This is a genomic window from Pseudobdellovibrionaceae bacterium (assembly GCA_023898385.1).
Classification (GTDB): Bacteria; Bdellovibrionota; Bdellovibrionia; order Bdellovibrionales; family UBA1609.
The window spans coordinates 2,054,480-2,069,202 of record CP060220.1 but is presented as its reverse complement, the minus strand read 5'-3'; the positions used below and the strand labels follow the sequence as shown (position 1 = coordinate 2,069,202).

The 14,723-nt window shown below is 46.8% G+C and carries 14 protein-coding genes; 11 read left to right on the top strand and 3 right to left on the bottom strand.

From position 1 onward, the window contains the following. Nucleotides 1-34: 34 nt before the first annotated feature. Nucleotides 35-1,540 (top strand): D-alanyl-D-alanine carboxypeptidase/D-alanyl-D-alanine-endopeptidase, encoded by a 1,506-nt coding sequence (gene dacB, locus H6626_09275; GenBank protein ID USN46406.1) that lies wholly within the window; start codon nt 35-37, stop codon nt 1,538-1,540. Further along, nucleotides 1,537-3,003, top strand: coding sequence for a transglycosylase SLT domain-containing protein (locus tag H6626_09270; GenBank protein ID USN46405.1), 1,467 nt, complete (start codon nt 1,537-1,539; stop codon nt 3,001-3,003). Before dacB ends, H6626_09270 begins: the two co-directional genes overlap by 4 nt. A 31-nt stretch (nt 3,004-3,034) precedes the next feature. On the opposite strand, the gene hpt is transcribed toward H6626_09270, so the two are convergent. From hpt to H6626_09255, 3 genes are all read right to left on the bottom strand, one after another. Continuing rightward, nucleotides 3,035-3,565: a hypoxanthine phosphoribosyltransferase gene (gene hpt, locus H6626_09265; protein ID USN46404.1), complete on the bottom strand. Its 531-nt coding sequence runs from the start codon at nt 3,563-3,565 to the stop codon at nt 3,035-3,037. Nucleotides 3,566-3,677: 112 nt separating this feature from the next. Beyond that, nucleotides 3,678-4,259 carry a thymidine kinase gene (locus tag H6626_09260; GenBank protein USN48991.1) on the bottom strand — a complete coding sequence of 194 codons (582 nt, stop codon included), beginning with the start codon at nt 4,257-4,259 and terminating at the stop codon, nt 3,678-3,680. Nucleotides 4,260-4,367: 108 nt separating this feature from the next. Beyond that, entirely contained in the window at nt 4,368-5,468 is a 1,101-nt protein-coding gene (locus H6626_09255) for a hypothetical protein (GenBank protein USN46403.1), read from the bottom strand. Nucleotides 5,469-5,711: 243 nt separating this feature from the next. Between H6626_09255 and mraZ the strand changes: the two genes are divergently transcribed. Genes mraZ through H6626_09210 form a run of 9 tightly spaced genes read left to right on the top strand, consistent with a single transcriptional unit; the run spans nt 5,712 to nt 14,721 of the window. Next, on the top strand, nt 5,712-6,170 hold the full coding sequence (mraZ, locus tag H6626_09250) for a division/cell wall cluster transcriptional repressor MraZ (GenBank protein USN46402.1): 459 nt from the start codon (nt 5,712-5,714) through the stop codon (nt 6,168-6,170). Between the two features lies 1 nt (nt 6,171). After that, entirely contained in the window at nt 6,172-7,095 is a 924-nt protein-coding gene (gene rsmH / locus H6626_09245; GenBank protein ID USN46401.1) for a 16S rRNA (cytosine(1402)-N(4))-methyltransferase RsmH, read from the top strand. Beyond that, on the top strand, nt 7,088-7,390 hold the full coding sequence (locus H6626_09240) for a histidine kinase (protein ID USN46400.1): 303 nt from the start codon (nt 7,088-7,090) through the stop codon (nt 7,388-7,390). The genes rsmH and H6626_09240 overlap by 8 nt, the downstream gene beginning before the upstream one ends. A 32-nt stretch (nt 7,391-7,422) precedes the next feature. Beyond that, nucleotides 7,423-9,399: a cell division protein gene (locus tag H6626_09235; GenBank protein ID USN46399.1), complete on the top strand. Its 1,977-nt coding sequence runs from the start codon at nt 7,423-7,425 to the stop codon at nt 9,397-9,399. Beyond that, nucleotides 9,396-10,001: a cyclic nucleotide-binding domain-containing protein gene (locus H6626_09230; protein USN46398.1), complete on the top strand. Its 606-nt coding sequence runs from the start codon at nt 9,396-9,398 to the stop codon at nt 9,999-10,001. The genes H6626_09235 and H6626_09230 overlap by 4 nt, the downstream gene beginning before the upstream one ends. Continuing rightward, nucleotides 9,953-10,717: a ZIP family metal transporter gene (locus H6626_09225; protein ID USN46397.1), complete on the top strand. Its 765-nt coding sequence runs from the start codon at nt 9,953-9,955 to the stop codon at nt 10,715-10,717. The genes H6626_09230 and H6626_09225 overlap by 49 nt, the downstream gene beginning before the upstream one ends. Nucleotides 10,718-10,726: 9 nt before the next feature. Further along, nucleotides 10,727-12,217, top strand: coding sequence for a UDP-N-acetylmuramoyl-L-alanyl-D-glutamate--2,6-diaminopimelate ligase (locus H6626_09220; protein ID USN46396.1), 1,491 nt, complete (start codon nt 10,727-10,729; stop codon nt 12,215-12,217). Beyond that, nucleotides 12,214-13,623, top strand: a complete 1,410-nt coding sequence (locus tag H6626_09215; protein USN46395.1) for a UDP-N-acetylmuramoyl-tripeptide--D-alanyl-D-alanine ligase — start codon at nt 12,214-12,216, stop codon at nt 13,621-13,623. The genes H6626_09220 and H6626_09215 overlap by 4 nt, the downstream gene beginning before the upstream one ends. Nucleotides 13,624-13,644: 21 nt before the next feature. Next, nucleotides 13,645-14,721 (top strand): phospho-N-acetylmuramoyl-pentapeptide-transferase, encoded by a 1,077-nt coding sequence (locus H6626_09210; protein USN46394.1) that lies wholly within the window; start codon nt 13,645-13,647, stop codon nt 14,719-14,721. The last annotated feature ends 2 nt before the right edge of the window (nt 14,722-14,723 follow it).

Sequence of the window (14,723 nt, the reverse complement as noted above, 5' to 3'; positions counted from 1 at the left end):
TGCGTTGCAAAACCAAATGGATCTGCCTATACTGATGAATCAAAAAAAGGGGGAGGCGTTGTCTGCATACCTTTTACGAGCAACCAGTTTATCAATTTGTTTCGGCTTCATATTTTTGGCTGTCCCCTGTTTTTCCCAGGAGTGGAAAGAGCTGCTGGTAAAAAATCTAGAAAGTGAAATTAAAAAGCAAGGTTTTAAAAAATCAGATCTTGGGCTGTACATCAGTTACGCTGGCGAAAATGCAGAAGTGAAACTACTCGACCTGAATGCAGAAAAAAAATTTACGCCTGCTTCATTAACCAAGATTGTGACAGCAGGGGCGATCCTAGAGCGATTCCCCGTGGGCCATAAATTTGTTACCCGACTGCAGTCAAAAGCCCCCAGGGAGGCGGGCGTATTAAAGGGAGATCTGTATTTAAACGGGGGAGGTGATGCTGGTTTTGTATCAGAAACCATGTGGTATCTAGTAAATGAGTTTCTACGCACTGATATAAAAATCATAGAAGGCGACATTGTTGTTGATGATAGTCGGTTTGATCAAGTTCGATTTGATCCCGGTCGAGACCCCAGTCGAGTGGATCGGGCCTATGACGCGCCCATTGGTGCAATGACATTCAATTGGAGTGCAGCCAATGTTTTCGTGCGTCCAGGCGATGAAACCGGTGATCCTGTAAAAGTCTACTTGGATCCGGCCAATGAATATCTTGGACTGTCTAACAAAGCCAAAACAGCTCTGCCAGGCACATCACCGCAGCTGCAGGTCAGTCGAGAAGAAACTACTCGAAAGGTATCTGCGTCACAAAATTTTGTGGATAAGATCGTGGTCACTGGTCAGATGGGCGTGGATCAAAAAGAGACCGTTTTTTATAAATCCATATCGAAGCCAGGATTATGGGCGGGTTACAATTTGGTGTCCTTTTTAAAACAAAGAGGCGTTACCGTTCGTGGCAGCGTTCGTCTTGGAGTGGTGCCCAAGGGGGCCGCCACATTAGCCGATGTGGACAGCCGCCCATTGCCCGAACTTGTAGCGGGCATGATGAAGTTCTCGAACAACTATATAGCTGAGATTATGACTAAAAATCTTGCGGCGGAGTTAAAAGGTACGCCCGCGTCTATGGAAACAGGCTTGGGAGTGATTAGAGATTACGTGCACCAGCTTGGAATCAAGCCGGGTCATTTTGCAATGACAAACCCTTCGGGGCTATCGAGGCGTAATAATTTTAGACCTAGAGATTTGCACACTATTTTGGTGCACCTGAAAAACAGCTTTCGTATTTATCCCGAGCTGGCGTCGGCTCTGCCTATTGCTGGTGTTGATGGCACCCTAGAAAAGCGCCTTAAAGACACAAACGCTGAAGGACTGTTAAGGGCAAAAACCGGTCACCTCACTGGCGTGTCCGGTTTGGCCGGTTACGTGGGCCGACCTGATGGGCGTCAGTTTACTTTTGTGTTTTTATACAACGGCAAGGCCAATAAGACATTTGAAGCAAGAAGGTTATTTGACCGGTTTGCCGAAACGTTGGCAGGAGACCATCAATGAGATTTATAATGGGCTTATTGCTACTTTTGTTTATGTGGAATATTCCGCCCGTCTTATCTGAAGAGTTAGAATCGCCCAATGATGGTGACACGCCAGTGATGTTTTTAGATGATCTTGAAAACTTTGACATCAATCAGGCACGTCAGTGGGAAGCGCCAAAATACGGTGAGCAGGGGCAGGCCATTGGCTACGGCGTTGACACATTTAAGACCCCTGAAGAGCTGCAAGAGCGAGTGGGATTTTGGGTCGATATCTATGCCAAGTACACCACAGATCAGGGCTTGTTACACGACAGTCGTTATGTGCATTTAATCTACGAGGTCGTCGATTTTACAGACATCATGGCCGACGCCAAATTGTCTGATCGAGCCAAGCAACGAGCACGGCAGAATCTGGTTAAGCAGTCGAAGGACAAGATCAAACAAAGGCTTTTGAAGCTTCAGGCGGTAAAAGACCCATCTGGCCTTGAAGGAGAAGATCTTAGATATTGGCATTTGTTCTCGCGAGTTGAGGAAGAAAATAAATTTAAAGAAGCAACCACCAAAAAGCGTCTGCGATTTCAGTTAGGGCAAAAAGATAGATTCTATAAAGGTATTTACTACTCAGGCAGTTACATTAAAGAAATGGAACAGATTTTTCGCGAAGCGGGACTTCCCGTTGAATTAACAAGACTTCCCTTTGTAGAAAGTTCGTTCAATGTGAAGGCTCGCTCAAAAGTGGGTGCTAGTGGTATATGGCAGTTTATGCGATCCACGGGGCGTCGTTTTATGCGCATCACGAATGCTGCTGATGAGCGCAACGATCCTTTGACTGCCACGCGATCCGCGGCTCGTTTTTTGAAAATTAATTACGACATTTTGCAGGATTGGCCCTTGGCAGTAACAGCTTACAATCATGGACCCTCTGGAATTAGAAACCTTTTAAAAAAGTACAATGCTTCGTCTCTGGTAGAGCTTGTGGATGTGAGAAAACATCGCTTTGGTTTTGCCTCGGCTAATTTCTATTCTAGCTTTTTAGCAGCCCTTCACGTGGAAAAAAACGCAGACAAAATTTTTGGAAAAGCCTACTGGGCACCCCCATTGCCTGTGCAGAAGCTGGCATTGACTAAAAATATCAATAAACAAACTCTAGTACGGTGGTTCAGTGAAAATGTAAGCTCGGCTAAGGAATTTAACCCTCAACTAAAAAGTACTTTTTGGCGCGGTTGGTACACTCTGGGGCTGAAAGACTTTGTTTACGTGCCTCAATCGAGCTATCAAGTGGCCTTGGATGAAATGAGTAAAATGAAAGATCAAAAATCAGATTTTACCGGAACTCGCAGCTATCGAATTGCCAGTGGTGAAACGCTCAGTGAATTGGCTCAGCGGTTTGGGGTGAGTGTTCGAGCTATTCAAGAAGTAAACAATATTGGGAATGCCAGAAGCATTCGCGCCGGGCAGAAAATAATTATCCCTGAAAAATAAATCAACCCGGTTTAAATAAAATTACCAGGTTCTAGTTGATATTTTGAACTTGAGCGATATAGGGTAAATTTCGATAATATCCCTGGTAGTCCAGGCCATAGCCCACGACAAAGTCATTGGGAATTTCAAAACCAACAAAGTCTACTTCGCATTCGGTTTTTTGAGCCTTTGGTTTATGCAGAAGCGTGGCCGTTGTGATGCTTTTGGCACCTCGCGATTTAAGATTTTGCTGCAGGTAACTCATGGTGAGGCCAGAGTCGATAATATCCTCGACAATCAAGATATGTTTATTTCTAACCGAATGTGAGAAGTCAGCAGTAATTCTGACGTCTCCCGTAGAGTAAGTGCCCGCGCCATAGCTGGATAGCCCAATAAACTCACATGTGACGTCGGCATCAATTTCGCGAACCAAATCAGAAAAAAATAAAATCGCGCCATTTAATACACAAACGGCAACCAGTGGCTCATTTTTAAACCGCTTTGTGATTTGTCGCCCCAGTTCTCGAACGCGTTCAGAAATTTGTTCTTCAGAAATGAGAGTTTTTAATTTTAAGTGATCCATGGGGCCCTCACAAAAATAGCGTTATTTTGCTAAATTTCATTGGGGAGATTATGGTCATAAAAGGCCGATTTATCAAGGGTCTGAGTTCGTTATCCGCCTTTTTTCAACAGGATTAGGGCGAAATCGTGGGTGGCAAGTGCTGAGCACTGATCGATCCAGAATCAAAATGAGTGCGGCAGCACGCCTCATAGGCTTCAGTAGAGCCTAAAAGTATGTCATCCTCTGCTGCCACTATCCTTTGTGTGCGCGTGGCGGGGTCGCCACACACCATACAAATGGCATATTGTTTTTTGACCACCTCGGCAATGGCTAAGAGTTGTGGCATCGGACCGAAGGGGCGGCCCCTCCAGTCGGTGTCAAGTCCGGCCAAAATCACCCGCTTACCGCTATTGGCGATGGTCGTGCAGACCTCGATGATTCCAAAGTCAAAAAACTGGGTTTCATCGATAGCCACAACATGGGTATTTGGCAGTAGACTGTCCAAAATTTCACCAGAGCTATGGACGACCTGTGATGGCCAGCTATTTTTGTTGTGTGACGCCACATCTGTATCTGAGTATCGATTGTCAGTTTTAGGTTTAAACAATTGGAAGTTTTGTTTAGCAATTCGGCAACGTCGAATCTCAGTGAGGAGTTCTTCGGTTTTCCCGCTGAACATACATCCAACGATGACTTCTATCCAGCCTGGTCGCATATGAAAGCGCGAGAACTTATTCACTTTGCATTTCCCCTCAGAATATTTGAATATTTTTTTATAGAAATTTGCGGGTAGCGTGTCACTCTTCTTTCAATGAATGGCGCGTTAGTAGGGGTGAACCAGCATTATGACGTCGCTGGCCCGAGATTTAAAGTCCACAGAGCCCATGGCGCTGATCGGCGTGCCGCCCAGGGCATCTAGTAAAGATGGTGCTACAGCTTCGTGCGGCAGAATTCCAGAAATCACCAATACGCGACCGGGCTGAAAGGTGTACCGTCCTGAAATGGGGGCCGGATTCGTGCTTCTGGGATCCTCATACTTTAGATTGACTTGCCCTTGCAGTTTCACCGTAACTTGTTTGTTTTCAAAAGTGGGTTTTACTTGAAAGGTAAGTCCCAAATAATCGCCGTCCTCTTGACTCACATAGCTAAGCTCTATTCCCGATGAGCCAAAACCCTGTGAATGATCTCGGCCAAGAAATCGGCTGCCGGGATCGCGGTCAAGTAGCGCCCCCAGCGGACCCTGATGAGCCACACTAAACACCTTAAACCCACCGGCGTCGGTAAGCACTTCACCTTGACTGGCTAAAGTCGAAATAAAATTCGCAGAAACCTCAGCAAATCGGACAGTGACCTCTGTGGGGGCATCAATGGATTTTAAGGTGTCCTCAGACTCAAAAAGACCGGATGGGGAGATAGATTTAATATTTGAACCGTCTTCGTCGACACTCTCAGGTTCTTCGTCAACGACAGCCTTGGTTTTTGCGGGTTGATCAAAATCATAATCGGCATATTCCTTTGCCAATTCGTCATCTTCAGAGTCTCTAGGGGGCTTGGTTTCGGTTGGGGCAGTTGGCTTTGAAATGGCCGCCTTGTTGTTTGTGCGCCCTTGGTTTTGCGTTGGAGCAGAAGTTGATTTTGACGTGGGTTTTTCGTCCACAGTCATCTCGTTGCTGGTATCAGCCTCGCCGAGTTGTTGGGCTCTTTGCAGTTCGTTGTTGAATTGATCTTGTTGGCCTTGAAAAATAAAGAACACCATAGCTGCAACAGCCCACACCGCCAAAAAGATTTGAAACACCATGCTGCCCACAAGTTTTTTGTGCCACGGTTTGGGCTCGGGTTTGTAGTTGTCCATATCCACGCCGCAGTTGGCGCAATAGCGATCTTTAGGCTGCGAAAAGCCACACCGGGGGCATTCGACAATCATCGGAGCCTCATTACTAATGTATGGTTCCGCGTCAAAATATAGGGGATTGAAATCCTTGGCATAATCTAAATGCTAGCAAGCATAGACGTAAGGACCAAAAAGAATCAGGACTCTTGACGCGGCATTGCTAAGTGGTAAAGTGGAATTGAGTGGGGCAAAGTGGTATTAAGTGGTTATTTGTCTCATTTCACTGGGGATCCACGGATGGGTCCCATTCATTCAATGAAGGTTAGGATGACCTCTATGTTTCGTGGCCGCTTTCAACAAAAGAGCGACAGTAAAGGGCGTGTCAGCTTGCCGCCGGCTTACCGGCAATCATTTTCAGAAGGCCAAACCAGTCTTGTCATCACAAATAGCCAATACCAGGGCAAGCGTTGTCTCGATGTCTATACCTTAGACCAGTGGGAGAAACTCGAGCGGCGGGTGGCAAAAATGCCAGCTTTAAAAACAGAGGTTCAGGCCTTCCAGCGTTTTTATCTCAGCGGCGGGCAGGTGATTAACATTGATGGCAATAGTCGATTTCTAATACCAGCCGCATTAAGAAAATATGCCGACCTAGGAGATGAGCTTGTGCTCGTTGGAATGGGGCACAAGTTTGAGGTTTGGCCGCAGGGGGTTTGGGATCTGCTTTGTGATGATTTAGCCGGTGACTTCGAATCAATTTTAAGTAGTGTGGCCGCTTTAGAGCACGGTGAGGATTAGAATGGCACATATACCTGTTTTACTAGATGAAGTCCTTGCCATGGTTAAAGCCATGCCCGGAGATCCTAGATATATTTTAGATGGCACCTTTGGTCGTGGTGGGCATGCGCGGGCGATCATGAATGAATTTGCAGAGGCCAAATATGTGGCTATCGATCAAGATCTCGATGCCGTGAATTTTGCCAAAGATAATTTTTCAAATGAAATCGCTGGCGGTCGTTTTTATATCTTACACGCCAACTTTTCTGATACCGCCTCGGTATCGGCTGCACTCACTGAAATTGTCGGTGAGCAAGGCTTTGACTTGATACTCCTAGACTTGGGCGTGAGCTCTCCGCAGCTTGATCAAAGTGAACGAGGCTTTAGTTTTTATAATGATGGTCCCCTCGATATGCGCATGAACCAGAATGCATCACTATCGGCCGCGGAAGTTGTAAATAGTTGGTCTGAACAAGAGTTGCGAGATTTATTTTTTGAGTTGGGCGAGATTCGAAGGCCAGGGCGTGTGGTGACGGCCATTTTACAGCAGCGGAAAAATCAACCCTTCTCAACAACTCAACAGCTTTCGTCGCTTATAGAGAAGACCGAGGGGTGGCGAAAGAAGGGCCACCATCCAGCGACAAATTATTTTTTAGCCCTCCGGCTTTGTGTGAACAGCGAGTTAGAGGCCGTAAGAGCGGCTTTGCCTGAGCTAATCAAGATGTTGGCTGATGGTGGGCGGTTGATGGTGATCAGCTTTCACTCGCTTGAAGATAGAATCGTAAAATATGCGCTTCGCGATGCCAAGGCGTCAGGCTTAGGGGTGTTGGTAAACAAAAAAGTCATTATTCCCAGCCGTGAAGAGCAAAAATCAAATCCAAGATCAAGAAGTGCCAAGCTTCGCGTGTTTGAGCGGCGTCAAACCAAGGAAGGTGTCCATGGGTAAAAGATATTCAACAACAGACATACGACCATTTGTGAGCATTATTTTGGCTCTGGCCACATTATTCGCAGTGGTCTTCTGCAAAATGGAAAGTCGGCGCTTGGGTTATATGGTTTGGAAACAATCAAAAGAATATAGGTCTTTGGTCGATAAAAAGTACTTAAAGCAGATTACGTATGCAAAAGTGACCCAGCCTGAACGTGTGCAGCGCTTGGCCCAAACTCATTTGACATTAAAAGAAGCCGGGCGGGGACAGATTATCCAAATAACTGGACACAAAATTGCCATGCGCCAGTGACCTCGCTACACTTGATGTAGGAGTTTGCACTTATGAACGGGCGCATCGTAGTTATATTTGTAGGGTTTTTGGCACTTTGGTCAATTGTTATTGTCAGAGCCATTAACTTACAGTTGTTGCCCGATGAAAAACTCAATCAACTGCGAAGCCGCCAGTTTAAACAACAGATCACTTTAAATTCCAGGCGAGGAACCATCACTGACCGACAGGGCAAAGAGTTAGCCATCACTATTCCCACTCACTCCCTTTTTGCAGACCCGAAATTGATCGGTAACCCAATGGCCGTGTCGCAGAAACTCGCTCGTTACCTGCAACTGTCAAAGAAAAATTTGTATCGAAAGATTAAAGACCCCAATCGCCGGTTTGTTTGGATTAAGCGGCATCTTTCTGAAGAACAAAAAACAAAAATTAATTCTTGGAAAGAGCCAGGATTGGCCTTTATCGATGAATCCATGCGAGTGTACCCCAACGACAGATTACTTTCGCAGGTGATGGGTTTTGTGAATATTGATGGGCGAGGCCTTGAAGGATTAGAGCTCAAGTACAACAAATCTTTAGCGGGCGAAGGCCGCGCACTTAAGGTGAGGCGCGATGCCAGGGGGCGACCCCTCATTCGAAATGGCCGATGGTTCACCGATCAGCCAGAAGGTTCTTCTTTGCAACTCACAATTGATAGTGAGTTACAGTTTGTACTTGAAAGGGAACTCGAGTGGGCGCTTGAAAAGCACGATGCTGATGGTGCGGTAGGAGTTATTTTAGATGCGACCACATCAGAGATATTGGCCATTGCGAACGCACCTAGTTTTAACCTCAATTTAGCCAATCAATATGGTGCCGATATTCGCCGAAATAAATCGGTTACAGACGCCTTCGAGCCAGGCAGCACCATTAAAACTTTTGTGGTGGCGGGTTCGTTGAAGAAGGGGCTCTCAAAACCCAACTCCAAATACAACTGCGAAAATGGCCAGCTAAAGATCGGCAGACGAACCATTGGTGAGGCCGACTCCACTCATAAGTTTGAATGGCTGACAGTGAGTGAGATTTTAGCCAAGTCTTCTAACGTGGGCATTACTAAAATGGCTTTTGAGCTGGGAGATTCTGAGCTGCTAAAAGTATTAAAGGATTTTGGTTTTGGGCAAATGGCCGATGTGGACCTTCCGGGGGAAAGTGCTGGAGTTTTACAGGCCTTACCCTGGCGGCCCCATTTATTGAGCAACATTGCCTTTGGCCATGGTATGACGGCCACTCCACTGCAGGTCGCAAATGCTTATGCCGCCATAGCTAACGGTGGAACTCTAAATAAGCCGTACATCGTCAAGTCTATTGTGGACCCCGAGTCGGGGGATGAACAAAGCTTTGAGCCTGAAAAAATTCGCCAAGTGCTACCGCAAAGTGAAGCAGCCATGCTTCGGTTGATGTTGACTGGCGTGACGGCACCTCACGGCACCGGTTTTAACGCAAGGGTGCCAGGGTTTCCGGTGGCAGGTAAAACGGGTACAGCTCAAAAAGTAAACCCAACAGGTCGCGGCTATCTGCCCGGAGGTTATGTTTCAAGTTTTGCCGGCTTCATACCAGCCAACGAACCGAAGTTTGTTATTTACATCGCCGTCGATCACCCCCGCGAAGAATATTACGGATCAACAGTGGCCGCTCCAATTTTTTCGAAGGTGGCCAATTACGCGGTTAGAAAAGCCGGTTTATCACCTATTATTTTAAGTGAAAAAGACGTTATGGGTTTACCTGATCAGTTCAGGATTGAAGAGTTCTCTAAAGTGTCTGAGAAATCCAATACAGTGGTAACAAAGGCGGCAGATACGGTGCCGCCGGTTTTGGGTATGAGCTTGCGTGAGGCTCTTCGGCACTTCGAGCTTGGTGATAAAAAGCTAAAAATAAACGGTCAAGGCGTGATCCAAAAAACCAGCCCAGCAACGGGCGAGTCATTTGCAAAAGCGAAGACCATACAAATCTGGTTAGGTGAAACTGATTCACTGGAGAAAACAAAACAATGAATATCAACCTAGAAGCTTTTGCTTGGGGAGTCGCCAGTGCTATTTCTCTTCCGCTGGGTGCGGCAGTGGGATTGTTGTTGCGACCCCGTCAGCGCATTAATTCGGCCTTTATGGCTTTTGGAGCTGGCGCGTTGTTATTTGCATTGACCATAGAACTCTTTGCCCATGTGCCCCATCATGTGGATCGCCATGGTTATGCGGCCATGTTAGCGGCCGGCCTAGGTGCAATAGCTGGTGGCGTGTTGTTTGCGGTTCTTAATCAGATCCTCAACAACAAAGGAGCTTTTTTAAGGAGCTTGTCTAATGCACGACACTATGTGACTCATTTGCATTTGCGCCGAAAAAAGAAGCTCGTTAATGAACTTTCAAAAGTGCGTATTCTCAATCAATTGCCCCCTAAAAAGATGGCCGCATTGATGGGGCGGGTTACTCAAGAGCAGTTTCAAGCAGGGCAAACTATTTTTAAACAGGGTGATCCTGCGGATGAAATGTTTTTCATTGTTCAGGGGCAAGTGGATATTGTTTTTCATGAAAATGACGGGGCGAAAAAAAATTGGCCACCTTGGGTTCGGGTGACACCTTTGGCGAGCTTGGAGTGTTGAGTCACTATCCTCGGTCAGCCGATGCAGTGGCGAAAACAAAAGTGAGAGTTTTTAAAATTCTTCAGCAAGATGTAGAAGATTTGGTGGCATCGAGTCCAGAAGTAGAGAAAGACTTACTGGCATTGGCCAAGTCCCGTATCAGTGACCTAGAAGTTAAAACTCAAACTGAAACGAATCCAGAGTGGAAAAAACAATGTCTTGAACATCTAGAACATGAGGCCTTTTCAGTTTCATCTTCTGACATTCTAGCTGAGGGAAAGGCCGCAAGCCACGGCAATGCGGCGGTTGCCATTTGGCTTGGCATATTGATAGACGGAATCCCTGAATCTTTGGTTATTGGTATGTTGGCCATAAGCACCCAAGGCATTAGCTTGGCATTTATTGCCGGCGTTTTTCTGGCCAATATGCCTGAGGCTATGTCGAGTGCCGTGAGTATGCGGCAACACGGCATGAGTTTGAAGAAAATCTACCTCATGTGGGGATCCATCTGCTTTTTAACTGGAGTGGGAGCTTATGTGGGCTCTATGTTGTTTTCTGGCGAGCCCACGGGCTCAGCTTTTTATTTGGTTTTAGCCATTGAAGGCGCAGCAGCCGGTGCGATGCTCACCATGATTGCCGAGACGATGCTACCTGAAGCCTACGAGCAGGGAGGGTCCGTGGTAGGATTGTCTACGTTGGGCGGATTTCTGGCTGCATTGCTTGTAAAAGTCTTGTAAAAACAAAATATGAAGTTATCGCAGCTATTGTCAGTGTACTCGCAACTTTCCTGGGGAGAATTCGCCACATCTGAAGTCAGTCAAGTGTGTGTGGATTCAAGGCAGGTGAAGCCAGGTTGTGTTTTTGTCGCCATCAAGGGGTATAGCTCTGATGGACACGATTTTTTACCACAGGTCTGTCATCAAGGCGCAATCGCTGTCGTTGTTGAGGATCGAAGCCAAGTGCCATTGGATTACGCGGGCGCCGTTGTTGTGGTTAATGACACAAGAGTGGAGTTAGATCGTCTGGCTAGTCGTTTTTACGAGGATCCTGCAAAAAACTTTTTCTGCGTCGGCGTGACTGGCACCAATGGGAAGACCAGCACGGCCTACATGGTAGAGAAAATTTTGACTGATTTTGGTTGGCCTACAGGTGTAATGGGCACCATTGACCATCATCTTGGTAAGCATCGATGGTCCAGTCAACTGACCACCCCAGATCCCTTAACATTGCAAAAACGTCTCTGCGAGTTTAATGCTTTAGGTGCCAAGGCCGCTGTTTTTGAAGTTTCAAGCCACGCCTTGCATCAGTATCGAGCCGATCATATTCCATTTGATGTGATGGTGTTTACGAATCTCACTCGTGATCATCTCGACTACCACAGCGATATGGATCATTATTTCAAAGCCAAACAACGACTTTTTCGAGAGATTCCCTTAACGCAGACTCAGAAATCAAGTGTGGCGGTAATCAACACCGACGACCCCTACGGTCGACAAATGGAGATTGCACCGCATGTGAAACGAACCACCTATGGAAAGGCTGAGGCTGATCTAAAATTTAATCAGATTGAGGCTGGTTTTGGTGGCACGCGGTTTCATCTCAGTACTCCAAGAGGAGAGGCAAAAGTTTTTTTACCCATTCCAGGCGAGCATAATGTGTACAACGCTGTGGCGGCTATCGGTGTGGGTCTAGCTGCGGGGGTTTCCCTGAAGGCTTGCACTGAGTCGTTGTCACAGTTTTCGGGAGTTCCTGGGCGGCTTGAAAAGGTACCAGAGAGCAAAAAAGTGCATGTATTTGTGGATTATGCGCACACCGATCAGGCACTCAATGCCGTCTTGAGTACTTTGCAAGCCGTGCGACAGGCGAGCTCTCAGGCGGGTTCACGAATATTTGTAGTTTATGGCTGTGGTGGCGGTCGGGATAAGGGTAAGCGCCCACTCATGGCGAAAGTCGCTGCAGAAGGGGCTGACGTAGCCATTCTCACCTCTGACAATCCTAGACATGAAGATCCAAGAACCATTATCGAAGATGGTTTGGTGGCGGTTCCAAAAGATCTGATGGGTCAAAGTTTTTTTGTGGAAGAAGATCGAAGAAAGGCCATTGCCATGGCGCTCAACATGGCAAACAATGGAGATGTAGTATTGGTCGCAGGAAAAGGGCATGAAGATTATCAAATCATCGGCGATGAAAAGCGCCCCTTCAGCGATGTTCAAGTGGTAAGGGAGATTCTCGCGTGAATACCCAGTTCGATTTAGATTTTGTAGTCAAAAGCACCGAGGGTACTCTTTTGCATCAAGGGCCGTTGTCTTTCACTGGAATCGGCACGGACACGCGAAAAGACTTAGAAGGCCAGCTCTTTATTGCCCTCAAAGGCGAAAATTTTGACGCCCATGATTTTCTGTCTGCAGCTCTTGATGCAGGTGCAACGGGACTGCTAGTGACCCACCTGCCGGAAGACCTGGCCGCTCGCGCGCAAAAGGTTTCTGTTGTAAAAGTGGACGACACGCTAACTGCATTGCAACGGCTGGCGCATACCTGGAGAATGCGGTCAAAAGCTCGATTCATAGCCATCACCGGATCAAATGGAAAGACGACGACAAAGGGATTTTGTGACACGATCTTGTCGCAAAATTACAAAACGGTATCCAGCCACGGAAGTTTCAACAATCACTGGGGCGTGCCCCTGACGCTACTTACAGTTAAACCAGACACAGAGATGGCCGTCGTCGAAATGGGAATGAATCATGCCGGTGAGCTGACGACCCTTGCTCGCATAGCCAAGCCCGACGTGGCCATCGTCACTACGGTGGGGCGATCTCATATTGGATATTTTGGCAGTGAAGAGAAAATTGCGCAGGCAAAAGAAGAGTTGTATTTGGAGTCGCCAAAAGCTGTACACGTATTCAATTTAGATAACAGTTACACCCGAGAAATGTGGGAAAGACAGAAGTCAAAACCGGGTTCGGGTGGAATAAAAACTTTTTCTTCTTTCAAATCAGATGCCGATGTTCATATGCGCGTGATTCGCACGGGCATGGATCATATTGAGGTGTCAGGACATATCGGAAATGTGCCCGGTGCCGCTACGGTGCCCGTATTTGGGCGTCAAAACGTTGTGAATTTGATGGCCGCAAGCGCTCTAGCCTTGTCAGTGGGAATGCCGCCCGAAGAGATTTGGAAAGCTTTGCCAAAGTGTAGAACCGGTTGGGGGCGAAACCAGGTGATTCAGTTGCCCTCAGGAGCTAGCGTTCTTTTTGATGCCTATAATGCCAACCCAGAAAGTATGGCCGCACTGATTAAAAACATATTTGAGATTCCAAGCCGACGATTAAAGGTGATGGTTTTGGGTGAAATGTTGGAGTTGGGCGATCAGGCCGAGGTCTTACATGAGCAACTGGGGGAGATGGTCGGCAACACAGATGTGGACCTCATTTGGTTCATTGGGCCCAGTAAAGAGGCTTTTAAGCGGGGAATTGAGCGTGGAGATTTTAAGAAAAGTCTTTATTTATCAAATACTTACGAAGAAGTTCTTGCATTGAAAATCGGCTCTATGATAGATAGTCAGGACATTATCGTCGTCAAGGGTTCACGAGGCTTAAAACTGGAGAGGGTTTTACGGGCTTGGGGGGCCGAGGACCTTTAACCAGAATTTAGGCGCGCACGTATGCTCTATCAATGGCTTTACGAACTTTCAGATTCGATTTCGATTTTTAATGTATTTCGTTACATCACAGTTCGCACATTTTTCTCTTTTTTTACAGCCTTCTTGGTTTGTTGGATGTGGGGACCGCATTTTATTCGTCGCTTGGTGCGCAAACAGGTGGGGCAGACGGTGCGAGATGATGGGCCCCAAACTCATTTAAAAAAAGCAGGCACTCCAACAATGGGTGGAGCGCTGATTTTAATGAGTGTGGCGCTGGCCGTATTGCTTTGGACAGATGTCACGAATTTCAAAGTTCTGGCCGTGCTATCGGTGACATTAGGATTTGGTCTGATTGGTTATTTAGATGATTCAATGAAAGTCTCAAAGAAGAATACAAAAGGACTTTCAGGCAAACTTCGCTTGTTCGGTGAGTTTTTGATATCAGCTGGAGCAGTGGCCTTGTTGATACTGTATGGGCAAGTTGATACTTTTTTGCATGTTCCGTTTTTTAAAGACGTGAGCTTTGATATGGGTTGGGCGTATGTGCCCTTTGCGGCCCTGGTGGTTGTCGGATGTGCCAACGCAGTGAATTTGACCGACGGGCTTGATGGTTTAGCCATAGTACCGGTGATGATCAGTTCTGGAACATTTATGCTTTTTGCCTATGTGGCAGGCCATGTGGAAATCGCGCGATATTTGGCCATACCCTACGTCGCTGGAGCTGGAGAGCTTGTGCCCATGACGGCTGCGGTTATTGCGGCAGGATTGGGTTTTTTGTGGTACAACGCATATCCCGCTCAGGTTTTTATGGGTGATGTGGGGAGTCTGGGCCTTGGCGGATTCTTAGGAATCATGGCCGTGATGACGAAGAACGAACTCTTGCTCGTTGTCCTTGGGGGCGTATTTGTAGTGGAGGCATTGTCTGTTATTACGCAGGTCGTTTCATTTAAAATGACGGGTAAGCGGGTCTTTCGAATGGCCCCGATTCATCACCATTTTGAATTAAAGGGCCTTGATGAAACTAAGATTATTGTTCGTTTTTGGATCATATCAATTTTGCTCGCCGTATTGAGCTTAGCCACTCTCAAATTGAGGTAAAA